Below are 24,688 nucleotides of genomic sequence, written 5' to 3'. Positions count from 1 at the left end.
GAGGTGCCGGCGCGGAGTCGTTCACCCGTATTCGACGGCCGCGTCCAACAGCCACTCCGTCAGATAGCCGGCGAAGGAGGAGCGCACCAGGACCCAGAAGCCCGCCCTGGTCTCGTCGCGGGCGACGAGGAGGACCTGGGCGCGGGCCAGGGTGGTCTGGGCGCAGCGGCCGGGGCCGAAGGCGCTCGGGTGCAGGTCGAGCGCACAGCCGTGGGAGAGCAGGTCGCGGGCGCGGGGGCCGGTGACCAGGAGGGTGGTGCGCTGGGCGGAGACGTCGGTCACCGACACGTGTTCGTCCCCGGCCGCCGCACGGATCCTGCCCTCCAACTCCTTCTGGGCCCCGGGCTGTCCCACGACCAGCCATTCGTCCGGGCCGAGCCACACCTCGGTCAACTCGCCTGCGCGGACAGCCGTGTTGGGTTCCAGTGGCAGTGGGAGCCCGAGCGCGAGCCCCACGGCGTCCGCCGCCGGGCCCTTGGCGTCGAGACGGACGTTCACCTGGGCCAGGAAGGGCAGTTCGGCCAGCCGGATCGCGCCTCCGGACGTGCGCGTCACGTCCGCCAGGCGGTCGGCGGCATGCGCAAGGGGGCTGCGCGGCCGGGTGGTCGGGGCGGTGTCAGCCATCGCGGCGGGCTCCCTCGGGGTCGTAGAGGACGGGACTGGCGACGGTCACCGGGAACAGCCGGTCGCCGACGGGTGCGTAGAGGCGTTCGCCGATACGGTCCCGGCCGCCCTTGAGCAGGGCGAGCGCGAAGGTCCGGTCGAGCGCCGCGCTGCGGTAGCTGGAGGTGACGTGGCCGAGCATCGGCACGGGCGGGGCGGGCAGTTCGCTCTCGGCGACCAGTTGGGTGCCTTCGGGGAGGAGGACACCGCCGTCGTCGGGGAGCAGGGCGACCAGGTGTTTGCGGTCGGGGCGGACGGTGTCGGCGCGGGCGTAGGAGCGCTTGCCGATGAAGTCGCGCTTCTTCTTGGACACCGCCCAGCCCATGCCGAGGTCCTGCGGGGTGACCGTGCCGTCCGTGTCCTGGCCGACGATCGGGTAGCCCTTCTCGGCGCGCAGGACGTGCATGGTCTCGGTGCCGTACGGGGTGATCCCGTACGGGGCGCCCGCCTCGTACAGCGCCTCCCACAGCGCGAGGGCGTGCCACGGCGACACGTTGATCTCGTAGGCGAGTTCGCCGGAGAAGCTGATCCGGCAGACCCGGGCCCCGATGCCGGCGACGGTCGTGTCGCGCCAGGCCATGAAGGGGAAGTCGTCGTTGGATACGGCCAGTCGGGGTGCGAGTGAGCCGAGGACCGCGCGGGACCTGGGGCCGACCAGGGCGACGGTGGCCCACTGCTCGGTCACCGACGTGCAGTGCACCCTCAGGTCGGGCCACTCGGTCTGGAGCCACTCCTCCATCCAGTCCAGGACGGCCGCCGCGTTGCCGGTCGTGGTGGTGACGAGGAAGCGGTCCTGGGCCAGCCGGATGACGGTGCCGTCGTCGAAGACCATGCCGTCCGGGCGGCACATCACGCCGTAGCGGATCATGCCGGTCTTCAGGGTGCTCATCATGTTGGTGTAGAGCAGGTCGAGGAAGCGGGCGGCGTCCGGGCCCTGTACGTCGATCTTGCCGAGCGTGGAGGCGTCCATGAAGGCCACGCCCTCGCGGGCGGCGCGGCACTCGCGCAGCACGGCGCTCTCCATTTCCTCGCCGTCTCGCGGGTAGTACCAGGGCCGCTTCCACTGGCCGACGTTCTCGAACAGCGCGCCGTGCTCGACGTGCCAGGCGTGCAGGGCGGTCGTACGGATCGGGTCGTGCAGCGCGCCGCGGTCGCGGCCGGCGAGGGCGGCGAAGGAGACCGGGGTGTACGGCGGCCGGAAGGTCGGCAGGCCGAGCGCCGAGATGTCGACGCCGAGGAGTTCGGCGACGACCCCGCTCGCCAGGACGCCGCCCGTCCTGCCCTGGTCGCTTGCCGTACCCGCCGTGGTGTAGCGCTTGGTGTGCTCGACCGAGTGCAGGCCCGCCCCGGTGGCCCGCGCCAGGTCGTCCACCGTGACGTCACGTTGGAGGTCGACGAAGCGGGGGGCGCCGGTGGCGGTGGGGACGGTGAAGACCTGCATGGGCGGGGTGTACGGCGCGGTGGCGACGGCCGGGAGGGCGGGCGCCCCGGCGCGGTGGCCCTCCGCCCCGACCGCGCGGGCGCCGGCCGCCGCGCCCTGCGCGAGGACCGCCGCGAGGTCGAAGGTCCCGTTCGCGCTGCCCGTGACCTCGACCGCCTGACGGCAGTGGTCGGGGACGAACGCGCCGAGCACGTCGTCGTACCGGAGCTTGCCGCCCGCCTGGCTGTACAGGTGCGCGACCGGGTTCCAGCCGGCCGAGACCAGGAGGAGGTCGACGGCGAACTCCCGCTGGCCGGTGGTCTCCTGGGCGTACGGGGCGACGGTGACGGCGGTGAGGCGGTCCGCGCCCTCGGTACCGGTGACCGCGTGTCCGGCGAGCACCTCGATCCCGGCGGACCGGGCGCGCTCGGCCCACTGGCCCGGCTCGGGCCGGGTGTCGACGATCGCCGCGATGTCCACTCCGGCCGCCGCCAGGTCGAGCGCGGCGGCGTAGGCGCTGTCGTTGGTGGTGAACACGACGGCGTGCCGGCCCGGCACGACGGCGTACCGGTGCAGATACGTCCGGGCCGAGGCGGCCAGCATCACGCCGGGCCGGTCGTTGTCGCCGAAGGCCAGGGAGCGTTCGTGGGCGCCGGTGGCGAGGACGACGCGCCGGGCGCGGATCCGCCAGACGCGTTCGCGGGAGACGTTCGCCGGGGCGTCGGCGCCCAGGTGGTTGGTGCGGCGCTCGACCGCGAGGACGTGGTTGTCGTCGTAGTGGCCGAAGACGGTGGTGCGGGCGAGGACGCGCACCTCGGGGGCGGAGTCGAGCCGCGCCCGCGTGGCCTCGACCCAGTCGAGGTGCTCCCCGGTGCCGAGCAGACTGCCGCCGGGTTCCGGCTGGTCGTCGGCGAGGATGACGCGGGCGCCACTGTCGGCTGCCGCGGCGGCCGCCGCGAGACCGGCCGGGCCGGCGCCGACGACCAGCAGGTCGCAGTGTGCGTGCACGGCGTCGTAGCGGGCGGGGTCGGGTTCGGTGGCGAGGCGTCCCTGGCCGGGCAGGCTGCTCGCGACCAGGCCGTCGTACAGCTCGACGGCCGGGGCGGCGAGCATGGGCTCGGGGAAGGGGGCCTCGATCTGGACGACGGCGTTGGGTTCCTCGACACCGGCCGAGAAGATGCCGCGGGGGCGGCCGAGCCGGATGCTGGTCGCCGCCGTGATGACGCCGTTGGCGAGGAGGGCGGAGGCGAGGGTGTCGCCGCGGTAGCCCTGGTACTCGGTGCCGTCGAAGGTGAAGGTGAGGGCGGTGGCGCGGTCGATGCGGCCGCCGGTGGCGAGGCGGCGGGGTTGACCCGCGAGCCGTGCCGGGGGCGCCGCCCCGACAGCCCGGCTCGGCTCAGCAGGGGCCACGGCCTCGGTGACCGGACGGGCTGGCACGGCCGGGGCCGGCTGAGAGGTCACCGGGCGCGGCTCCAGCCGCTCCGGGCGCTCCTCCCCCGGCCGGTACACCGCCAGGATCTCGTTGGTCGACGTGTCCCGCACCGCGTTGAACCACTTGCGGCAGCCCGCCGCGTGGTTCCAGCGTTCGGCGAAGGGGCCCTTGGGGTTGTCGCGGAAGAAGAGGTAGCGCGCCCACTCCTCGTCGCCGAGGGCGGCCGGGTCCTCGGGGTAGGGGACGTGGGCCTGGCCGCCGTAGTGGAACTCGGCCTCGTCGCGGGGCCCGCACCACGGGCAGGAGATCAGCAGCATGGTCGGCCTCCCTAGTGGGCCACGGCGGCGGCGCCGTGCTCGTCGACGAGCGCGCCGGTGGTGAATCGGTCGAGCGAGAACGGGGCGTTCAGCGTGTGCGGTGCGTCGTGGGCGATGGTGTGGGCGTACACCCAGCCGACGCCGGGGGTGGCCTTGAAACCGCCCGTTCCCCAGCCGCAGTTGAGGTAGAGGTTGCCGACCGGGCTGAGGCCGACGACGGGCGAGGCGTCGGGGCTGACGTCGACGATGCCGCCCCAGGTGCGCAGCACATGGGCGCGGGCGAACACCGGGAAGAGCTCCAGGGCGGCGGACATCTGCTCCTCGATGACGTGGAACGCGCCGCGCTGGGTGTAGGAGTTGTACGCGTCGATGCCCGCGCCCATCACCAGCTCGCCCTTGTGCGCCTGGCTGACGTACACGTGGACCGCGTTGGACATCACCACGGTCGGGTGCACGGGCTCCAGCAGTTCGGAGACGAGGGCCTGCAACGGGTGGCTCTGGAGGGGGAGTTCGATGCCCGCCATGGCGGCGAGGACCGAGGTGTGGCCGGCCGAGCACAGGGCCACCTTGCCCGCCGCGATCGGGCCCCGCGTGGTCCGCACCCCGACCACCCGGCCGCCGACCACGTCCAGGCCGGTGACCTCGCAGTTCTGGATGATGTCGATACCGGCGGCGTCTGCGGAGCGGGCGAAGCCCCAGGCCACGTAGTCGTGCTTGGCGATGCCGGCGCGGGGCTGGTACGTGCCGCCGAGGACCGGATAGCGCACGTCGGGCGAGGTGTTGACGATCGGGCAGACCTCTTTGACCTGCTCGGCGTCGAGCCATTCGGCGTCGACGCCGTTCAGCCGGTTGGCCTCGACCCGGCGCACGCTGTCGCGGACGTCCTGGAGGCTGTGGGCGAGGTTCAGCACACCGCGCTGGGAGAAGAGGATCGGGTAGTCGAGCTCCTCCTCCAGCCCTTCCCACAGCTTCAACGCGTGTTCGTAGATGCCCGCGCTCTCGTCCCACAGGTAGTTGGAGCGGATGATCGTGGTGTTGCGGGCCATGTTGCCGCCCGCGAGCCAGCCCTTCTCCAGGACCGCGACGTCGGTGATGCCGTGGTTCTTCGCCAGGTAGTGGGCGGTGGCGAGGCCGTGTCCACCGCCGCCCACGATCACCACGTCGTACGACCGCTTGGGCTCGGGGGTGCGCCAGAGGAAGTCCGGGTGGTCGGGCAGGCCGGCGCCGGGGGTGCGGGGGCTCATCGGGCGTCTCCGTCGTGCGAGAGGTGCGGGTAGAGCGGGTGCTTGGCGGCCAGTGCCTCGGTGCGGGCGCGCAGTGCGGACACGTCCGGCGCGGACTGGAGGGCCAGGGCGATCACGTCGGCGACCTCGGTGAAGTCCGCCTCGGTGAAGCCCCGGGTGGCGAGCGCCGGGGTGCCGATGCGCAGCCCGGAGGTGACCATCGGCGGGCGCGGGTCGAAGGGGACGGCGTTGCGGTTGACGGTGATGCCGATCTCGTGGAGGAGGTCCTCGGCGCGCTTGCCGTCGAGTGCGGAGTCGCGCAGGTCCACGAGGACGAGGTGGACGTCCGTGCCGCCCGTCAGCACGCGCACTCCGGCCGCCGCCGCGTCGGACCGGGTCAGGCGTTCGGCGAGGATGCGGGCGCCGGCGAGCGTGCGGGCCTGGCGCTCGGCGAACTCCGGCGACGCGGCGACCTTGAACGAGACCGCTTTCGCGGCGATGACGTGCTCCAGCGGGCCGCCCTGCATCCCGGGGAACACGGCCGAGTTGAGCTTCTTGGCGAGGTCGGCGTCGTTGGTGAGGATGACGCCGCCGCGGGGTCCGCCGAGCGTCTTGTGCGTGGTGGTGGTGACGACGTGGGCGTGCGGGACGGGGCTCGGGTGCAGTCCGGCGGCGACCAGGCCGGCGAAGTGCGCCATGTCGACCATGAGGAGGGCGCCGACCTCGTCGGCGATCCGGCGGAACGCCGCGAAGTCCAGCTGCCTCGGGTACGCCGACCAGCCCGCGATGATCATCTTGGGCCGGTGTTCCTTGGCGAGCCGCTCCACCTCGTCCATGTCCACGAGGTGGTCCGTCCCGGAGACGTGGTACGGCACGACGTTGAGCATCTTGCCGCTGTAGTTGATGCGCATGCCGTGGGTGAGGTGGCCGCCGTGCGCGAGGTCGAGGCCGAGGATCGTGTCGCCGGGCTTCAGCAGGGCGAAGAACACGGCGGTGTTGGCCTGGGCGCCGGAGTGCGGCTGGACGTTGGCGAAGCCCGCGCCGAAGAGGGACTTGACGCGTTCGATGGCCAACTTCTCGGTGACGTCGACGTGTTCGCAGCCCCCGTAGTAGCGGCGGCCGGGGTAGCCCTCGGCGTACTTGTTGGTCGCGACGGAGCCCTGGGCCTCCATCACGGCGGTGGGCGCGAAGTTCTCGGAGGCGATCATCTCCAGGGTGGACTGCTGGCGGTGCAGTTCGGCCCGGAGCGCGTCGTGGACCTCGGGGTCCAACTCGGCCAGGGGGGTGTTCAGCGCGTTCATGCGGGGTTCGCGTTCCTCTCGGCGGCCTCGACGACGTTGGCGAGCAGCATCGCCCGGGTCATGGGTCCCACTCCCCCGGGCATCGGCGCGAGCCGTCCGGCGACCTCGGCGGCCTCCGGGTGGATGTCACCGACCAGGCCCTGGTCGGTGCGGGTGATGCCGACGTCCAGGACGGCCGCGCCGGGGCGCAGCATGTCCTTGGTGATCAGTCCCGGCGAGCCGGCCGCCGCGACGACGATGTCCGCCTCGCGTACGTGCCGGGCCAGGCCCTTGGTTCCGGTGTGGCAGAGGGTGACGGTGGCGTTCTCGGAGCGGCGGGTGAGCAGCAGCCCGATCGGCCGGCCGACGGTGATGCCGCGTCCGACCACGCAGACCCGTGCTCCGGCCAGCGGGACTTCGTAGCGGCGCAGCAGTTCCACGATGCCGCGCGGGGTGCAGGGCAGGGGGGCGTCGACGCCGAGGACGAGTCGTCCGAGGTTGACCGGGTGGAGTCCGTCGGCGTCCTTGGCGGGGTCCATGCGCGCGAGGACGGCGTTCGCGTCCAGGTGGCGCGGGAGCGGGAGCTGGACGATGTAGCCGGTGCAGGCCGGATCGGCGTTGAGTTCGTCGACGACGTCCTCGACCTGGCGTTGGGTGGCGTCGGCGGGCAGGTCGCGGCGCAGCGAGGCGATGCCCACCTGTGCGCAGTCGCGGTGCTTTCCTGCGACGTAGGCGTGGCTGCCGGGGTCGTCGCCGACGAGGACGGTGCCGAGGCCCGGGGCGCGTCCCGTGAGGGCAGTCAACTTGCCTACGCGATCGGTGAGTTCGTGACGTATGGCGGCGGCGGTCGCCCTGCCGTCGAGGAGTTGTGCGGTCACGCGCGGTGCTCCTTCCAGCGCTCAGCCACGAAGGCGGGACATGGTCGGATCGAACAGCGGCTCCTCGGCCACGACCGCCTCGACGCGCTGGTCGAAGTAGCCGATGTGCACCGTGGTGCCGGGGACGGCGAGGTCGGCCGGGAGCCAGGCGTAGGCGATGCCCTTGCCGATGGTGTAGCCGTAGGCGGCGCTGGTGACGTAGCCGACGGCGCGCTCGCCGTCGTACACCGGTTCCTTGCCCATGACGACCGAGCGCGGGTCGTCGATGGTGAGGCAGGTCAGCCTGCGTCGTACGTCCGCCTTGCGGCGTTGCAGCGCGGACCTGCCGATGAAGTCGCCCTTGTCGAGCTTGACGGCGAAGCCGACGCCGGCCTCGTAGGGGTCGTGCTCGTAGGTCATGTCGGTGCCGAAGGAGCGGTAGCCCTTCTCCAGGCGGAGGCTGTTGAAGGCGCCGCGGCCGGCGATGACGCCGCCGAGCGGCTCGGCCGCCGCCCACAGGGTGTCCCACAGCTTCTGGCCCTGGTCGGCGGTGGTGTACAGCTCCCAGCCCAGCTCGCCGACGTACGACAGGCGCATCGCGGTCACCGGGACGCTGCCGATGTAGGCGTGCTTGGCGCGGAAGTACTTCAGGCCGTCGTTGCTGAAGTCCGCGTCGGTGAGGGGCTGGAGGACGTCTCGGGCGAGCGGGCCCCACAGGCCGATGCAGCAGGTGCCGGCGGTGATGTCGCGGACCTGGACCCTGCCGTCGGCGGGCAGGTGTCGGGTGAACCAGTCGAGGTCGAGGTTGCCGTTGGCGCCGACCTGGAAACGGTCCGGGGCGAGGCGGGCGACGGTGATGTCGCTGCGGATGCCGCCGTCGTGGTCGAGCAGCAGCGTGTACGTCACCGAGCCGACGGACTTGGCGACCTTGCCGGTGACCAGGCCCTCCAGGAAGTCGGCGGCGCCGGGGCCGCCGACCTCCAGGCGCTTGAGGGCGGTCATGTCGTACATCGCGACGCTCTCACGGGTGACCTGGGCCTCGGCGCCGACGATCGGCGACCAGTAGCGGGCGGCCCAGTCGCCCGGGGTGGGGATCGAACGGCCCGTCACCAGGCCCGCGTTGGCCTCGTACCACTGCGGGCGCTCCCAGCCGTTCGCCTCCAGGAAGAAGGCGCCGTGCTCCTGCTGGCGGGCGTGGAAGGGGCTGGTGCGGATCGGGCGCGGTTTCCCGGACGGCTGGAGGGGGTGGAGGATGTCGTAGACCTCGACGAAGTTCTGGCAGTCGCGGGCCAGGACGTACTCCGGGGAGAGCTGGTGCGGCTCGAAGCGGTTGACGTCGCACTCGTGCAGGTCGAAGGAGGAGCAGTGGCCGTCGACCAGCCATTCGGCGACGGCGCGGCCGACGCCCGCGGAGTGGGTGACCCAGACCGCCTCGGCGACCCAGAAGCCCTTGACGTCCGGGGACTCGCCGAGCAGCGGGTAGCCGTCGGTGGTGAAGGAGAACAGGCCGTTGATGCCCTCCTCGACCTTGGCCTCGCGGGTCGCCGGGAGGAGGGACTGCGTCTCGGTCCAGGCGTCCGCGAAGTCGTCCTCGGTGAACTTCAGGACCGAGGGCATCTGTTCGGCCTCGTCCACGGAGAGGATGTCGTCGGCGCAGACCGGCATGGGGCGGTGTCCATAGGAGCCGATGCCGAGGCCGTCGAAGCGGTCGCGGTAGTAGAGGTCGGCGTCCTGGTGGCGCAGGATCGGGCGGACCGCCTCCTCGGTCTGGCCCTTCAGCGCCGGTATCGGGCCGGTCCAGGCGAGCTGGTGGGCGAGCGGGGTGAGCGGCAGGTTCATCCCCGCCATGCGGGCGATCTTCGGGCCCCAGATGCCGGCGCAGCACACGACGATGTCGGCGGGGATCTCGCCCTGGTCGGTCACGACGCCGGTGACGCGGCCCGCGCCCTGCCGGATGTCGAGGACCTCGTGGCGGGCGAGGAAGCGCACGCCGCGTTCGGTGGCCCGGCGGATCTGCGCCTCGACGGCGAGGACGGCCTTGGCGAGTCCGTCGGTGGGGACGAGCAGGCCGCCGAGCACCCGGTCCCGGTTGACCAGCGGGTGCTGCTCGACGCACTCGTCCGGGCTCAGCAGGCGGGACTCGATGCCCCACGCGGTGATCCAGCCGTGCCGGCGGTGCAGCTCGGCGAGGCGCTCGGGGCAGGTCGCCACTTCGAGGCCGCCGACCTGGAGGAAGCAGGGCTTTCCGTCGACGTCGAGGGAGCAGAACTTCTCGACGGTGTAGCGGGCCAGCTCCGTCATCGTCTTCGAGGGGTTCGTCTGGAAGACCAGGCCGGGGGCGTGCGAGGAGGAGCCCCCGGTGGCCGGGAGGGGGCCCTGGTCGACCACGGTCACTTCGGTCCAGCCGCGTGCGGAGACCTCGTCCGCCAGAGCCGCTCCCACGACGCCCGCTCCGATGATCACCACTCGGGGTCCCGCCATCGCCCAACCTCCGAACTTGAGACCGATTCAGTTGCTTTCTGCGCAACGCGATTCAGGCTGCGCAACTCAATGTGCCCGGCGTCGAGGAGAGGTGTCAAGGGGCCGGTGACGTCGGAAAACGGCCTGATCACGGGCGGGAACACGACAGCGCCCGGCAGGCGGCGCGCATGGCTGCGCACCGCCTGCCGGGCTGGTCCGTTCGGCCCTTCCCCGCCCGTGCTACTTGAGCCAGGCATCGACCTTGTCGCGGTTCGCGTCGACCCACTTCTTGGCCGCCGCGTCGTCCGACATCTTGTCCTGCGCGATGTACCGGGCGACGGTGTTCTGGTCGTCGTTGGTCCAGTGGAAGTTCTTCACCAGGCCGTACGCCGGGCTGCCCGACTTGGCGAACTGCGCACTGACGATCTTGTCCAGGTCGTAGAGGGGATAGTCGCAGGCCACCTTCGCCGCGTCGGTGTCGCAGCCCGTCGTGTACTTCGGGAGGTTGACCTTGACCAGGGGCACCTCGGACATGAACCACTGCGGCTCGTAGAAGTAGCCGATCATCCACTGCTTGTTCTTCTCGGCCGTCCGGAACGCCTGGATGAGCGCGGTCTCGCTGCCCGCGTACACCACCTTGAAGTTCAGCTTCAGGTTCTTGACCAGGGCCGCGTCGTTGGTGACGTACGACGGGTCGCCGTCCAGCAGTTGGCCCTTGCCGCCGGACTCGGACGTCTTGAACTCGTCGGCGTACTTGTCGAGGTTCTTCCAGTCGAGGATGTCCGGGTGCGCCTTGGCCAGCCACGGCGGCACGAACCAGCCGATGACGCCTTTGTTGCCGGTCGAGCCGGCCTCGACGGCGGTCTTCTGGCTCGTGATGTACTTCTTCTTCAGATCGTCGTGGCCCCAGTTCTCCAGGACCGCGTCCACCTCGCCGGTCCCGAAGCCCTGCCAGGCGATCTCCTCCTTCAGGTCCTTCTTGGTGACGGTGCAGCCCAGGTCGTGCTGCGCGACGTACGCCACGACCGCCGCGTCCGCCTCGTAGCCGATCCACGGGTTGACGGCCAGGTTGAAGGTGCCGCACTTGCCGCCCGAGGACTTCGCGCCCGCGGAGGTGCTGTCGCCGACCTTCGCCCCCGAGCAGGCCGTGAGGGTGAGGCCGAGGACGGCCAGGCCGGCCGCGCCGGCTCGCCAGTGTCTTGCCATGGTGTCGTGCTCCTTATGCCCGGGTGCGGCGCGCCGCGGCCTGAGTGATCCGGTCGAACATGACTCCGAGCAGGACGATGGCCAGTCCCGCCGCGAGCCCCTTGCCGTACAGCTGTCCCTGCGAGAATCCGGCCACGACGTCGTAGCCGAGGGCGCCGGCCCCCACCAGGCCGCCCACCACAACCATCGACAGCACATAGATCAGCCCCTGGTTGGTCGCGAGCGTCAGGGCGCTGCGGGCCATCGGCAGCTGGACCTTGGTGATGATCTGCCACGTGTTGCACCCGGCCGAGGTGGCCGCCTCCACGGTCGTCGCGGGGACGTTCCGCACCCCGTCCGCGATGATCTTGACGGCGACGGGTGCCGCGTAGACCACGGCCGCGACGATCGCGGTGAACCGGGTGGCGCCGAAGAGGGCCAGGAACGGCACGAGGTAGACGAAGGGCGGCATGACCTGTGCCGCGTCCAGGGTGGGCCGTACCACACGGTCCACGAGCGCACTGCGCCCCATCCACACGCCGAAGACGACACCGAGCAGCATCACCAGCACCGTGGCCACGGCCGTCGAGGCGAGGGTGGTCATGCTGTCCGACCACACGCCCGTGCCGACCAGCAGCCCGACGCAGCCGGCGGCCGTCACCGCGGCCCACCGTCCGCCGAGCACCAGGGCCAGCGCGACCAGGACGATGCCGACGAGCCACCACGGGGAGTCGGTGAGCAGCGTCTGGAAGGGGTTGAGCAGTCCGTTGGTGAGCACGTTGCGCAGGCCGTTGGTCAGTCCCGACACATGGTTCTGCAGCCAGCCGGTCGTGGTGTCGGCCGCGCTCGCGATGTGGCTGCCGACGGCACCACTGCCCGGGAACTGTGCCGCCCACAGGTAGGTGTGGGACACGTAGATCACGAAGCCGAGTCCGATCGCGCCCGCCGCCAGCAGCGGACGGCGCCACCTGAGCAGCCGGGCGTCGGTGCGGCGGGCCGTCTCGGTGCGCGCGGCGGCGGCCGTGGTGACCCGGTCGAGCACGATCGCCATGACGACGATGGCGAGCCCGGCGTTGAAGGCGGTGCCGACGTCGAGGGACTGGAGGGCCTGGACGACGGTCTTGCCGAGGCCGGGCGCGTCGATCAGGGCGGCGATGGTCACCATGGCGAGGGCGGCCATGATGGTCTGGTTCACGCCCATGACGACCGTGCGCCGGGACATCGGCAGCAGCACCTTCACCAGTTGCTGCCCGCGTGTCGTGCCGAGCGAGTCCGCCGCCTCGACGGTGGTCTCGGGCACGGAGCGGATGGCGTGCGCGGTGATGCGGATGGCGGGCGGTGCCGCGTAGATCACCGTGGTGATCACGGCGGAGGCGCCGCCGATGAGGAAGATCAGGGTCAGCGGGGCGAGATAGACGAAGGTCGGCATCGTCTGCATGAAGTCCAGGAAGGGCGTCATGATCCGGTTGAACCGGTCGGACAGGCCTGCCCACACACCGAGCGGGATGCCGATGAGCAGCGCCACGAGGACCGCCGACAGGGTCAGCGCCAGGGTGTCCATGCTCTCCTGCCACAGCCCCTGCAGCCCGAAGAAGGTGAAGCCGGCCACAGCCAGCAGGGCGACCCGCCAGTTGCCCACGGCCCAGGAGGCGTAGCCGGTGATGCCGACGACGCCGAGCCAGCCGATCTGCGGGACCGGGCGGGCGCCGACCGGCTGCGAGATCAGCTGCTGGACGAAGGTCACCAGCTGGTCGATGGCCAGCCGGATCTCGTTGAAGAAGTACAGGAAGAGCGGGTTGGAGTTGCGGTTGGCGCCGATGGTGTCGTTGACGTCGTTCAGCCAGCGGTGCAGTCCGGTGAGGTCGGCCGCAGCGAGAGTGAGCGTCTGCCGGCCGCGCAGCACGGCGAACAGCACCAGCCAGCCGACCAGGACGGCGGCCACCACCCTCGGGCGGCTGGCCTTCTCGCGCAGGGGGGTGACCGACGCGGTCGCGTCGGCGGCGACGGCCATCACACACCGCCTTCGTCACCGGCGACGACAGAGAGGATCTCCTCGTCGCCGACGATGCCCAGCAGCTTGCCGCCCTCGACGACCTTGACCGGCTTCTCGGCGGCCAGCACCGCCCGGGTGGCCTCGCGCACGACGACGTCCGGCCCCAACTCGGGCCCGTCGAGGGCGTCTTCGGGCTGGGCGGGGCGCATGATCCAGCGCAGCGTGAGGACATCGCCGCGCGGCACGTCCCGCACGAAGTCCCGTACGTAGTCGTCGGCGGGGGCACCGACCAGTTCGTCCCCGGTGCCGCACTGGACCGTCTTGCCGTCCCGCATGATCAGGATGCGGTCGCCCAGTTTGAGCGCCTCGGAGAGGTCGTGGGTGATGAACACCATGGTCTTGCCGACCTCGTGGTGCAGCCGGATGACCTCGCTCTGCATGTCACGGCGGATCAGCGGGTCGAGCGCCGAGAACGGCTCGTCGAAGAAGAGGACGTCGGGATCGCCGGCGAGGGCGCGGGCGAGGCCGACGCGCTGCTGCATACCGCCGGAGAGCTGGTCGGGGTAGGAGTTCTCGTACCCGGCGAGGCCCACCAACTCCACCGTCTCCAGGGCCCGTCGGACACGCTCGGCCTTGCTCATGCCACGGATCTCCAGCCCGAAGGCCACGTTGTCCACGACCTTGCGGTGCGGCAGCAGGCCGAAGTGCTGGAAGACCATGGAGAACTTGCTGCGCCGCATCTCGCGCAGCCGCCGTGGGTCGGCGCCGCGGATGTCCTCGCCCTCGAAGACGACCTCGCCCGCGGTGGGTTCGATCAGCCGGGTGAGACATCGCACCAGGGTGGACTTGCCCGAACCGGACAGGCCCATGACGACGAACACCTCGCCGGGCGACACCTCGAAGCTCACGTCCCGTACGGCGGCGGTGCAGCCGGTGCGGTCCATCAGCTCGCGGCGGGTGAGTCCGCACAGCTCCGCGGAGTCCGGCACCTCGTCGGCCTTCGGCCCGAACACCTTCCACAGCCCGCGCACGGAGATGACGGGGGTGCGGTCCTGGGGATCCTCGGACGTGTCGCGCCGCTGCGACACCTCGGTCTGTGCTGGGGCCATGGTCGACCTCTCTTCGGCGTTCAGCCGCGGAACCAGTGCTGCGGCCGGGGTTGGATGTTCTGCCAGACGTGCTTGGGCTCCCGGTATTCGTCGAGGCCGGTCGGCCCCAGCTCACGGCCCACGCCGGAGTGCCCGAACCCACCCCACTCGGCCTGCGGCACATAGGGGTGGTAGTCGTTGATCCACACGGTGCCGTGGCGCAGTCGGCGGGCGACGCGCTGCGCCTTGCCCGCGTCCTGTGTCCACACGGCTCCCGCGAGGCCGTACTCCGTGTCGTTGGCGATGCGCACGGCGTCGTCCTCGTCATGGAAGCTCTCGACGGTGAGCACGGGTCCGAAGGACTCCTCGTGCACCACGCGCATGTCCTGCCGGCACGCGTCGAGGACCGTCGGCGGGTAGTAGAAGCCGCCCGCCAGCGCCGGGTCGTCGGGGCGTGCCCCGCCGCAGCGCAGTACGGCGCCCTCGGCGAGGCCCGCCGCGACATACGCCTCGACCTTCTCCCGGTGCCGCGCGGAGATCAGCGGCCCGGTCTCCGCCTCGGGGTCGAAGGGCCCGCCGAGCCGGATGAGCCGGGCGCGGCGTACGACCTCGTCCACGAAGGCGTCGTGCAGCGAGTCCTCGACGATCAGCCGGGCACCGGCCGAGCAGACCTGCCCGGAGTGCAGGAAGACGGCGGTGAGCGCGAAGTCGACGGCCGTCTCGACGTCGGCGTCGGCGAAGACCACGTTGGGGTTCTTGCCGCCGAGTTCCAGCGCGACCTTCTTCACCGTCGCGGCGGCGGTCGCCATGATGTGCCGTCCGGTGTCCAGGCCTCCGGTGAACGACACCATGTCGACGGCCGGGTCCTCGGCCAGCGGTGCGCCCGCCTCGGCTCCGGCGCCCAGGACGAGGTTGGCCACGCCCGCGGGCAGCCCGGCCTCCTCCAGCGCCTTCATCAGCAGGATCGAGGTGGACGGCGTCAGCTCGCTCGGTTTGAGGACGATCGTGTTGCCCGCGAGCAGGGCCGGGGCGACCTTCCACGAGGCTTGCAGCAGTGGGTAGTTCCAGGGAGTGATCAGCCCGCAGACGCCGACGGGCTCGTACACGACCCGGCTGAGGGCGTCGTCGCGGCCGGTGTCGACCACCCGGCCGGCGCCGGTGCCGGCGATGCCGCCGTAGTAGCGCAGGCACGAGACGACGTCGGCGATGTCGTACTCGCTCTCGACCAGGCGCTTGCCGGTGTCGAGGGACTCGGCGCGGGCGAACTCCTTGGCGTCGCGCTCGATGACGTCCGCGGTGCGCAGCAGCAGCGCGCCGCGCTCCCGCTCGGGGGTGCCGGGCCAGGTGCCGTCGTCGAAGGCCCGCCGGGCCGCGGCGATCGCCGCCCCGGTGTCGGGGCGGGTGCCTTCCGAGACCGTCGCGACGAGCGTGCCGTCCGCCGGACAGCGGATCTCGCGGTGACCGCCGGCCACCGGATCACGCCATTCTCCGGCCACATACAGATCTGCCATGCGACGCGCCCTTCGAACCGAATCCGTTGCGCATTGTGCATTGCATTGCTTGTGGTGGAACACCCTGGCCGAATGCCCGGCACCCGTCAAGGGGTCGGTCGACCACGATTCTCAGCCGCCCAGCCGGTCCAGCAGGGCACGCCGCCAGGACTCCGTCTCGGCAAGCTGGTTGAAGGTGAACAGATGCAGCCCCGCCACTGCGGCAGACGGCCCGGTCAGCGCCTGCCCGCCCCGGCTCAGCAGCCGCTCGGGGGCGTAGCCGCCGGGTGCCGCGAACCGCAGGAACCAGGCGGGGTGCCGGGCCAGGAAGCGCGTCGACTCCCCCACCCCGATCTTCGTCGCCATGGCCAGCAGCTTCGCCCGCTGCACCGGCCCCGCGACCCCGACGTACACGGGCAGGGTGATGTCACGGCGCCGGATCCGGGTGATCCAGTCGCCGAGCACCCGCGGGTCGAAGCACAGGTTGCTGACGATGTACGTCGCGTGCGTGCGCTTGTCCCACATCGACTGGACGGTGATGTCGTCGTGGATGAGGGGATGGCTCTCCGGGTACCCGGTGATGCCCAACTCCCGGAAGGGACTGCCCAGTTCGGTCAGCCTGCGGAGCACCGGGAGCGCGCCCTCGTACGGCCCGGCCGGCGGGTCGGCGTCGCCCGCCGGCACGAAGAGGTCCTCGATCCCCGTCGCACGCAGCCGCTCGGCGACGTCCTTCAGGTGTGCGTCGTCCCGCAACAGCCGTGCGGGCAGGTGCGGGACGACGCGGTAACCGTGCGCCGCGAGCCGCTCGGTGAGGGCGAGGGTCGGTTCCAGCCCCTTGACCGGCGACGCCGTGACCGTGACCACGACGTCGCGGGGCACATGGGCGAGCACCTTCTCCTCCGTCGCCCGCGCGGGGAGCACCTCGTAGCGGACACGGCCGAGCAGCGCCCGCAGGGCCTCGGGTGCCACCGGCTACCCGGCCTGTGTCCGGGCGTCGCCGTGCCGGTAGTACACGGCCTTGGAGGGCTCCAGCGGCTGCCTGCCGAGAATGATGTCGGCGGCCTTCTCGGCGACCATCATCACCGGCGCATAGATGTTGCCGTTGGTGACGTAGGGCATCACCGAGGCGTCCACCACGCGCAGCCCGTCCACGCCGTGCACCCGCAGGGTCAGCGGGTCGACGACGGCCATCTCGTCGGTGCCCATCTTGCAGGTGCAGGAGGGGTGCAGGGCCGTCTCGCCCTCCTTGGCGACCCAGGCGAGGATCTCCTCGTCGGTGTCGACGGAGGGTCCGGGCGAGACCTCGCCGCCGTTGTAGGAGGCGAGCGCGGGCTGGTTGAGGATCCTGCGGGCGACGCGGATCGCCTCGACCCACTCGCGCCGGTCCTGCTCGGTGGAGAGGTAGTTGAAGCGCAGCGCGGGCTTGACCCGCGGGTCCCTGCTCCTGATCTTCACCGAGCCGAGCGCGTCGGAGTACATGGGTCCGACGTGCACCTGATAGCCGTGGCCGCCGGCCGGCGAGGAGCCGTCGTAGCGGACCGCGACCGGCAGGAAGTGGAACATCAGGTTGGGATACTCCACGTCCTCGTTGCTGCGGGCGAATCCGCCCGCCTCGAAGTGGTTGGTGGCCGCGGGCCCCTTGCGGAACAGCCATTGCAGCCCGATGAAGGGGGCACGCCACTTCGCCATGTACGGCTGCATGGACACGGGCCGCTTGCAGGCGTACTGGACGTACACCTCCAGGTGGTCCTGCATGTTCTCGCCGACGCCCGGCAGGTCGTGGACGACGTCGATGCCGAGGGCGGACAGTTCGGCGGCGTTGCCGACGCCGGAAAGCTGGAGCAACTGGGGCGAGTTGATCGCGCCGCCGCACAGGATGACCTCGCCGGCCCGCACCTGCTGGGGCGCGCCCTTGCCGCGCCGGTACTCGACGCCGACGGCCCGTTCGCCCTCGAAGAGCACCCGGGTGACGAGCGTGCGGGTGCGCACGGTGAGGTTCGGCCGCTTCATCGCGGGCTTGAGGTAGGCCTTCGCGGCCGACAGCCGACGTCCGCGGTGGACGTTGCGGTCGAACTTGGCGAAGCCCTCCTGCCGGTAGCCGTTGACGTCGTCGGTGGGGGCGTAGCCCGCCTCCTGGGTGGCCTGGAGGAAGGCACCGAAGAGCGGGTTCGTCGCCGGGCCGCGCTCCAGGACGAGGGGTCCGTCGTGGCCGCGGAACTCGTCGTCCGGGTCGGCCGCCAGACAGTTCTCCATCCGCCGGAAGTACGGCAGGCAGTGGGCGTAGTCCCAGGTCTCCATGCCGGGGTCGGCGGCCCAGCGCTCGTAGTCCATGGGGTTGCCGCGCTGGAAGATCATGCCGTTGATGCTGCTGGAGCCGCCGAGCACCTTGCCGCGGGCGTGGTAGATGCGCCGGCCGCCCATGTGCGGCTCGGGCTCGGACTCGTACTTCCAGTCGTAGAAGCGGCTGCCTATGGGGTAGGTGAGGGCCGCGGGCATGTGGATGAAGACGTCCCAGGGGTAGTCGGAGCGGCCCGCCTCCAGGACGAGCACACGGTTTCCGGGGTCGGCCGACAGCCGGTTCGCCAGTGCGCTGCCGGCCGATCCGCCGCCGACGATGACGAAGTCGTAGTGCAGAGGAGCCATGTGTCCGCCTCGTCTCGCTCGCGCCGTCGTGATGCGCGGCATGCTAGTACGGGTGTCGCAATGCGCACCAGGTTGCGAACAACGCAACTTGTAAGATCCTTGTTCACACCGCGTTACGTGAAAGGTGTTGTTTACTGCGCGTATAGTTCCGTCATGAGCAACTACAGTCCGGATACCGGAACAAGCGGACCACAGTCCGGCGGGGTGCAGTCCGTCGACCGGGCCATCAGCGTCCTCGAAATCCTCGCGCAGCGTGGCGAGGCGGGAGTGAGCGAGGTGGCCGCCGAGATCGACGTGCACAAGTCGACCGCGTTCCGTCTGCTCGGCGCCCTGGAGGCGCGCGGCCTGGTGGAGCAGTCGGGCGAGCGGGGCAAGTACTCCCTCGGCTTCGGCATCGTACGCCTGGCCGGCGCCGTCACGGCGCGTATCGACATCACCCAGCAGAGCCGGCCGGTGTGCGAGCGGCTGGCCGAGGAGATCGGCGAGACGGTCAACATCGCCGTGCTGCAGGAGCACTACGCGATCAACCTCTACCAGGTGCGCGGGCAGGCCGCCGTCACCGCGCACAACTGGGTCGGCCAGCTGACCCCGCTGCACGCCACCTCCAGCGGCAAGATCATGCTGGCCCACCTGCCCGCCGAGGAGCGCGCCGCGCTGCTGACGGAGACGGGCCAGAAGAAGCTGACCCCGCACACGATCTCCTCGAAGGCGAAGCTGGAGAAGAACCTCACCGAGGCCCGGGAGCGCGGTTACGCCTGGACGCTGGAGGAGCTGGAGATCGGGCTGCACGCCATGGCCGCCCCGATCCGGGACCGGGACGGCCGGGTCATCGCCTCGGTCAGCGCGTCCGGGCCCGGGTACCGGTTCACCGAGGAGCGCATGCACGAGCTGGCTCCCTTGCTCGTCAAGGGCGCGGAGGAGATCAGTCACCGGATGGGATACCTGGGCTGATCGCACCCGGTACGACCGCCGTTCGGCCCGCGTTCGCCCCCTGCGCGGGCCACGGGCGACCCCTGCTACTGCGGCGTGCGTGCGCCGAGACGCTCGCTCACCCAGTCGTGGAAGGCGCCGATGTGGTGCTCGCTGGGGACCAGCACGCCGCCCTTGCCGTAGAGCCGTGAACCCATGCCGAGCTGGGTGCGCTCGCAGGCGTCGAAGTCCTGGCGGTTGACCCGGTCGAAGAGCTCCACGGACCGGCTGACGTCCTTGCCGCTCTCCACGACGTGCGGCAGGTAGAGCCAGTCGCACTCGACGATCGTGCGGTCGGCGGCCACCGGGTACATCCGGTGGAAGATCACGTGGTCGGGCACGAGGTTGATGAAGACCTGCGGTTTGACGGTGATCGCGTAGTACCGGCGGTCCTGTTCCTCGGAAACCCCGGGAATGCGGTCCAGGCCCTCGGAGCCGTCCACGGTGAAGCCCCGGACGTCCGTGCCGAACTCGGCGCCGTGGCCGACGTAGTACTGGGCGGCGTAGCCGTCGGCGAACTCCGGCAGCACTTCGGTGAGTTCGGGGTGGATGGTGGCGCAGTGGTAGCACTCCATGAAGTTCTCGATGATGAGCTTCCAGTTCGCCCGCACGTCGTAGACGATCCGCCTGCCCACCGAGAGGTTCGCGATGTCGTAGCGGTCGATCGACTCGACGTCGCCGAGGCGGGTGATCACCTCGCCGATGACGTCCTCCTCGAAGGAGGGCGGGTGCTCCGCGAGGCACACCCAGACATAGCCGAGCCATTCCCGCACGGCCACGCTCACCAGGCCGTACTCGGTGCGGCCGACGTCGGGCATCCTGGTGAGGTTGGGCGCCGCGACGAGCTTGCCCTCCAGGTCGTACGTCCAGGCGTGGTACGGGCACTGGAAGGCGCGCTTGACCTCGCCCGTCTCCTCGGTGCGGAGCCTGGCCCCACGGTGCCGGCAGACGTTGAAGTAGGCCCGGACGGACATGTCCCGGGCGCGGGTGACGAGGATGCTCTCGCGGCCCACGTCGACGGTGCGGAACGCGCCGGGTTTCGCCAGTTCGGACGAGCGCGCGACACAGAACCACATCGTCTCGAAGATGTGCTCCTGTTCCTGGGCGAAGACACCGGGGTCCGTGTAGGCGGAGCCGGGGAGGGTGGCGATCAGGCTGTCCGGCAGGCTGGTCGAGGTCACGGTGCACTCCTCGGGAAACGTCGTGGTGTCGTCAATACGTCGGTACATCGATACGTCGGCACATCGGCACGTCGATCCGCGGTGGCGTCAGGACCCGGTCGCCGCGGAGGTGAGCTGTTTGCGCCAGCGGGTGAACAGCCGCGGCTGGTTCATCCCGAGCACGGCGACCGGCCGGCCCGCCCGCCGGTACACGGCGAGGAAGCTGCGGTCGCCGGTCGAGCCCTCCTCGACCGTCACCTCGTCGGCCCCGGCCGCGTGGCCGACGAACTGGATCCTCACGCCGTACTGGTCCGACCAGAAGTACGCGGGCCGGGGCACGCCCGGTTCCCTGGCGCCGCCCGCGAGGAGCGTGGCGACGGCGGTGTCCGGCCGTTCCAGTGCGCCGGTCCAGTGCTCGACCCGGCGGTGGGCGCCGGTGTGCGGGTCGTACCAGTTGGCGCAGTCGCCCACGGCGACCACCCCGGCCAGGGCCGTGCGGCCGTCGGCGCCGCACTTCACGCCGTTGTCGAGGGCGACACCGGATCCGTCGAGCCAGTCGACACAGGGGCGGGCCCCCACGCCGACGACGACGGTGTCGGCGGGAACGCTGCGGCCGTCCTCCAGGAGCACGGCGTCCACCCGGCGCTCCCCGCCGAGCCCCTTGACTCCCGCACCGCACAGCAGGCGGACGCCGTGATCGGCGTGCAGGGCGGAGACGACGGCGCCCATGGCCGCGCCCAGCGGGCCGGCCAGCGGCGTCGGGGCCGCCTCGACCACGGTGACGTCGAGACCGAGTGCGTACGCGGTGGAGGCGACCTCGGCGCCGACGAACCCGCCGCCGATCACCACCAGCCGTCCGCCCAGGGCCAGTTCGTCGCGCAGGGCGCGGGCGTCGTCCAGCGTGCGCAGCACGTGGACACCGGCGAGGCCCTCGGTGCCGGGCAGGGTGCGGGCGGCCGCGCCGGTGGCGACGACCACGCCGTCGGCGCGGATCTCCCGGCCGTCGGCGAGCCGGATCGCCCGCTCGGTGCGGTCGAGTCCGGTGGCGCGAGTGCCGAGCACCCACTCCGCCTGGAGGTCCTCGTCGTCCCGCTCCAGCGCCAGTTCGGCCTCGCCGAGGGCGCCGGCCAGGAACTCCTTGGACAGCGGCGGCCTGTCGTACGGCCGGTGCAGTTCCTCGCCGACGAGGACCAGCCGGCCGTCGTAACCCCGCTTGCGCAGCGAGCGCGCGGCCGACAGACCGGCCAGCGAGGCGCCTACGACGGCCACGGTCCTCACGCGGCGCCTCCGGCCAGGCGGGCGGAGACGCACGGCGGCAGGTTGGGTGCCGCCGTGGAGAGCCGGACGTGGATCATGCCGTCCTCGACGACGACCTCGTGGGTGCGGACCGGCAGCTTGGCCGGGGGTGCGTCCACGGCACCCGTCCGCAGGTCGAACTTCGAGGCGTGCAGGGGACATTCCACCTCACAGCCCTCCAGCCAGCCGTCGGCGAGCGACGCGTCCTGGTGGGTGCAGGTGTCGTCGACGGCGAAGAGTTCACCGTCGTCGGTGTGGAACACCGCCACGGGCGGGTCGACGTCGAGCCGATGGGCCTCGCCTCGCGGCAGATCCGCGAGACGGCACGCGGGAATCATCATGACACCTCGGTGCGTATAGCGAAACGGATTGCGATGAGCGCAACGTCAGTCTGCTGGCGGCGCTGAAGGCTTGTCAAGGCGTCGGAAGGCCAGGTTGCGCGGGCTGCGCCGACGCCGTTCCGGGCATGCCGAAGCGCCCTCGAAAGCGCAGGTCAGACGGGGGGAAACGGGCGTCCGTGAGGCGCGCCGACGGCCCTGCCGCCGATGCCGTCCGCACGGGGGAGGCACCGGGGGCAGGGCCGCTCACCGACCGGGCGGTCAGAAACCGCGGTCGATCCACTCCTGGAGATGCGGCGCCTCGGCGCCGATGGTGGTGGTGTCACCGTGACCGGTGTGTACGACGGTGTCGTCCGGCAGGGTGAGGAGGCGCTCGCTGATCGAGCCGATGAGGGTCGGGAAGTCGCTGTACGACCGTCCGGTCGCGCCCGGCCCGCCGGCGAAGAGCGTGTCGCCGCTGAAGAGCGCGGAGAGCCGTGGGGCGTACAGGCACACGGCCCCGGGGGCGTGGCCCGGGGTGTGCAGCACGGTCAGCTCCGTCCCCGCGACCAGGAGGGGCTGCCCGTCGGTCAGCTCGGCGTCGGGCGCCCGGTCGGGATGGGTCTGTTTCCACAGTTCCAGATCGCCGGAGTGCAGCAGGACGGGCGCCCCGGTCCGGGCGGCGAGTTCGGGCGCGGCGTCGATGTGGTCGTTGTGCGCGTGGGTGCACACGATCGCCCGCAGGGCGCGTCCGCCGACGGCCCGGACGACGGCCTCGGCGTCGTGGGCGGCGTCGACGACGATCACCTCGGTGTCGTCGCCCACGATCCACACGTTGTTGTCGACGTCCCAGGTGCCGCCGTCGAGCGAGAACGTCCCCGAGGTGACGAGGCGTTCGATGCGGGTGCCCGGCATCAGAGGACGACCACCGAGCGCAGGACGTCGCCGTGGTGCATCCGCTCGAACGCCTTCTCCACGTCGTCGAGGGCGATGGTCTCGGTGACGAAGGCGTCCAGGTCGAGCCGGCCCTGGAGATGCAGGTCGATCAGCATCGGGAAGTCCCGGGAGGGCAGGCAGTCGCCGTACCAGGACGACTTCAACGCCCCGCCCCGCCCGAACACATCGAGCAGGGGCAGCTCCAGCTTCATCTCCGGCGTCGGCACGCCGACCAGGACGACGGTGCCGGCGAGGTCACGGGCGTAGAAGGCCTGCCGGTACGTCTCCGGACGCCCCACCGCGTCGATCACCACGTCCGCGCCGAAGCCGCCGGTCAGCTCGCGCACGGCGTCAACCGCGTCCGCCTGCCTGGAGTTGACGGTGTGGGTCGCGCCCAGCTTCGTCGCCGTGGCGAGCTTGCGGTCGTCGATGTCGACGGCGATGATCCTCGCCGCGCCGGCCAGCTTCGACCCGGCGACGGCCGCGGCCCCGACCCCACCGCAGCCGATCACGGCGACGCTGTCACCGCGGCCGACGTTCCCGGTGTTGATCGCCGCACCCAGACCCGCCATCACGCCGCATCCCAGCAGCCCGGCGGCAGCCGCGGACGCGGCCGGGTCCACCTTCGTGCACTGTCCCGCCGCCACCAGCGTCTTCTCCGCGAACGCACCGATCCCCAGCGCCGGCGACAGCTCCGTGCCGTCGGTCAGCGTCATCTTCTGCTTCGCGTTGTGCGTGTCGAAGCAGTACCACGGCCGCCCGCGCAGACAGGCCCGGCACTGACCGCACACCGCACGCCAGTTGAGGATGACGAAGTCACCGGGAGCGACGTCGGTGACACCCTCCCCCACCGCTTCCACGACTCCCGCCGCCTCATGCCCCAGCAGGAACGGGAAGTCGTCACTGATCCCGCCCTCGCGATAGTGCAGATCGGTGTGGCAGACACCGCAGGCCTCGATCTTGACCAGCGCCTCGCCCGGTCCGGGATCGGGCACGACGATCGTTTCCAGACTGACGGGGGCGCCCCTGCGCATCGCGACGACAGCACGGACCTGCTGAGACATGGCCACTCCTCGGCTGACAGTTGGGATGTTGCCTATGTTGCCCATTACGGCACGCATCTCGCGCTTCGCAACACAGCATCGCGGAGGCCGGGGCGGCGGTCAAGAATCGGGGCTTCGGTCCGTGCCGACCGGCCGGAGGCGTCCGTCGCGGACCTGCCCCAAGTACGGGGCGACGGCGCGGAGTTGCGGGCGGCGGCGGGCTCGGCGCCCGAGGAACGGACCTGCGGCAGCGCGAGATCGAGCAGCGGCGAACGCCCCGCCCGCCGCGGCAGCCGCTCTACGCAACGGACCGGGCGCCGCGGGGACACGTCACCCTGGCGCCCGGTCCGTCGGGGGCGTTCACGCCCGGCGCGGCAGCTTCCAGTTCGGGCGGGGGAAGTGGCAGGTGTAGCCGTCGGGGTAGCGCTCCAGGTAGTCCTGGTGCTCGGGTTCGGCCTCCCAGAAGTCGCCCAGGGGCTCCACTTCCGTGACGACCTTGCCCGGCCAGAGCCCGCTCGCCTCGACGTCGGCGATCGTGTCCAGGGCGACGCGGTGCTGCCCCTCGTCGCCGTAGAAGATGGCGGACCGGTAGCTGCGCCCGATGTCGTTGCCCTGGCGGTCCTTCGTGGTCGGGTCGTGGACCTGGAAGAAGAACTCCAGCAGGTCGCGGTAGCTCGTGACCGCCGGGTCGAAGAGGATCTCGATGGCCTCGGCGTGGTCGCCGTGGTCGCGGTACGTGGCGTTCGGCGTGTCCCCGCCGCTGTAGCCGACACGCGTGGCGACCACACCCGGCTGCTTGCGGACCAGATCCTGCATACCCCAGAAACAACCGCCCGCCAGCACGGCCCGCTCGGTTCCCACAGTCATCGATCACTCCTGACGCTCGCGCCCGGCGCCCGATGGACGCGCCGACCAT

The 24,688-nt window shown here is 71.3% G+C and carries 19 protein-coding genes; 1 reads left to right on the top strand and 18 read right to left on the bottom strand.

Features of this window, described 5'->3' with window-relative positions; translation table 11 throughout:
- Positions 1-21 precede the first annotated feature (21 nt).
- From ACFC8N_RS13760 to betA, 12 genes are all read right to left on the bottom strand, one after another.
- Positions 22-624, bottom strand: coding sequence for a sarcosine oxidase subunit gamma (locus ACFC8N_RS13760; RefSeq protein WP_376288214.1), 603 nt, complete (start codon positions 622-624; stop codon positions 22-24).
- Positions 617-3,832, bottom strand: a complete 3,216-nt coding sequence (locus ACFC8N_RS13755; RefSeq protein WP_376288213.1) for a sarcosine oxidase subunit delta family protein — start codon at positions 3,830-3,832, stop codon at positions 617-619. The genes ACFC8N_RS13760 and ACFC8N_RS13755 overlap by 8 nt, the downstream gene beginning before the upstream one ends.
- 11 nt (positions 3,833-3,843) lie before the next feature.
- Complete coding sequence (locus tag ACFC8N_RS13750) at positions 3,844-5,076, bottom strand: sarcosine oxidase subunit beta family protein (protein WP_356031925.1); 1,233 nt, start codon at positions 5,074-5,076, stop codon at positions 3,844-3,846.
- A complete protein-coding gene (gene glyA, locus ACFC8N_RS13745) occupies positions 5,073-6,356 on the bottom strand; it encodes a serine hydroxymethyltransferase (protein WP_376288212.1) in 1,284 nt (427 codons plus the stop codon). The genes ACFC8N_RS13750 and glyA overlap by 4 nt, the downstream gene beginning before the upstream one ends.
- Positions 6,353-7,213 carry a bifunctional methylenetetrahydrofolate dehydrogenase/methenyltetrahydrofolate cyclohydrolase gene (locus ACFC8N_RS13740; protein WP_356031921.1) on the bottom strand — a complete coding sequence of 287 codons (861 nt, stop codon included), beginning with the start codon at positions 7,211-7,213 and terminating at the stop codon, positions 6,353-6,355. Before ACFC8N_RS13740 ends, glyA begins: the two co-directional genes overlap by 4 nt.
- 21 nt (positions 7,214-7,234) lie before the next feature.
- Positions 7,235-9,673, bottom strand: coding sequence for an FAD-dependent oxidoreductase (locus ACFC8N_RS13735; protein WP_376288211.1), 2,439 nt, complete (start codon positions 9,671-9,673; stop codon positions 7,235-7,237).
- Between the two features lie 219 nt (positions 9,674-9,892).
- A complete protein-coding gene (locus ACFC8N_RS13730) occupies positions 9,893-10,858 on the bottom strand; it encodes an ABC transporter substrate-binding protein (RefSeq protein ID WP_376288210.1) in 966 nt (321 codons plus the stop codon).
- Between the two features lie 13 nt (positions 10,859-10,871).
- Positions 10,872-12,848: an ABC transporter permease gene (locus ACFC8N_RS13725; protein ID WP_376288209.1), complete on the bottom strand. Its 1,977-nt coding sequence runs from the start codon at positions 12,846-12,848 to the stop codon at positions 10,872-10,874.
- The gene (locus ACFC8N_RS13720) at positions 12,848-13,939 is read right to left on the bottom strand and encodes a glycine betaine/L-proline ABC transporter ATP-binding protein (RefSeq protein ID WP_376288208.1); all 1,092 of its coding nucleotides are present in this window, start codon (positions 13,937-13,939) and stop codon (positions 12,848-12,850) included. Before ACFC8N_RS13720 ends, ACFC8N_RS13725 begins: the two co-directional genes overlap by 1 nt.
- A gap of 20 nt (positions 13,940-13,959) precedes the next feature.
- Complete coding sequence (locus ACFC8N_RS13715) at positions 13,960-15,429, bottom strand: aldehyde dehydrogenase family protein (protein WP_356031910.1); 1,470 nt, start codon at positions 15,427-15,429, stop codon at positions 13,960-13,962.
- 111 nt (positions 15,430-15,540) lie between these two features.
- Positions 15,541-16,377 (bottom strand): 5,10-methylenetetrahydrofolate reductase, encoded by an 837-nt coding sequence (locus tag ACFC8N_RS13710; RefSeq protein WP_376288207.1) that lies wholly within the window; start codon positions 16,375-16,377, stop codon positions 15,541-15,543.
- Positions 16,378-16,380: 3 nt separating this feature from the next.
- The gene (gene betA, locus ACFC8N_RS13705) at positions 16,381-18,051 is read right to left on the bottom strand and encodes a choline dehydrogenase (protein ID WP_356031905.1); all 1,671 of its coding nucleotides are present in this window, start codon (positions 18,049-18,051) and stop codon (positions 16,381-16,383) included.
- A gap of 153 nt (positions 18,052-18,204) precedes the next feature.
- Here betA and ACFC8N_RS13700 point away from each other — a divergent pair, with 153 nt between their 5' ends.
- Positions 18,205-19,002, top strand: coding sequence for an IclR family transcriptional regulator (locus tag ACFC8N_RS13700; RefSeq protein WP_356031903.1), 798 nt, complete (start codon positions 18,205-18,207; stop codon positions 19,000-19,002).
- Positions 19,003-19,067: 65 nt separating this feature from the next.
- Here the strand turns inward: ACFC8N_RS13700 and ACFC8N_RS13695 are convergent, their stop codons facing one another.
- From ACFC8N_RS13695 to msrA, 6 genes are all read right to left on the bottom strand, one after another.
- A complete protein-coding gene (locus ACFC8N_RS13695) occupies positions 19,068-20,201 on the bottom strand; it encodes an aromatic ring-hydroxylating dioxygenase subunit alpha (RefSeq protein WP_376288206.1) in 1,134 nt (377 codons plus the stop codon).
- An 87-nt stretch (positions 20,202-20,288) separates the two neighbouring features.
- Positions 20,289-21,458: an NAD(P)/FAD-dependent oxidoreductase gene (locus ACFC8N_RS13690; RefSeq protein WP_376288205.1), complete on the bottom strand. Its 1,170-nt coding sequence runs from the start codon at positions 21,456-21,458 to the stop codon at positions 20,289-20,291.
- The gene (locus ACFC8N_RS13685) at positions 21,455-21,817 is read right to left on the bottom strand and encodes a bifunctional 3-phenylpropionate/cinnamic acid dioxygenase ferredoxin subunit (RefSeq protein ID WP_356031896.1); all 363 of its coding nucleotides are present in this window, start codon (positions 21,815-21,817) and stop codon (positions 21,455-21,457) included. Before ACFC8N_RS13685 ends, ACFC8N_RS13690 begins: the two co-directional genes overlap by 4 nt.
- 258 nt (positions 21,818-22,075) lie before the next feature.
- Positions 22,076-22,708, bottom strand: a complete 633-nt coding sequence (locus ACFC8N_RS13680) for an MBL fold metallo-hydrolase (protein WP_376288204.1) — start codon at positions 22,706-22,708, stop codon at positions 22,076-22,078.
- Complete coding sequence (locus ACFC8N_RS13675; protein WP_356031891.1) at positions 22,708-23,793, bottom strand: S-(hydroxymethyl)mycothiol dehydrogenase; 1,086 nt, start codon at positions 23,791-23,793, stop codon at positions 22,708-22,710. The genes ACFC8N_RS13680 and ACFC8N_RS13675 overlap by 1 nt, the downstream gene beginning before the upstream one ends.
- A 339-nt stretch (positions 23,794-24,132) precedes the next feature.
- A complete protein-coding gene (gene msrA, locus ACFC8N_RS13670; RefSeq protein ID WP_362820022.1) occupies positions 24,133-24,639 on the bottom strand; it encodes a peptide-methionine (S)-S-oxide reductase MsrA in 507 nt (168 codons plus the stop codon).
- Between the last annotated feature and the right edge of the window lie 49 nt (positions 24,640-24,688).

The organism is Streptomyces sp. NPDC055966, from assembly GCF_042269865.1.
GTDB lineage: Bacteria > Actinomycetota > Actinomycetes > Streptomycetales > Streptomycetaceae > Streptomyces.
The sequence above is the reverse complement of the archived record's forward strand: the minus strand, read 5'-3'. Positions and strand labels throughout refer to the sequence as shown.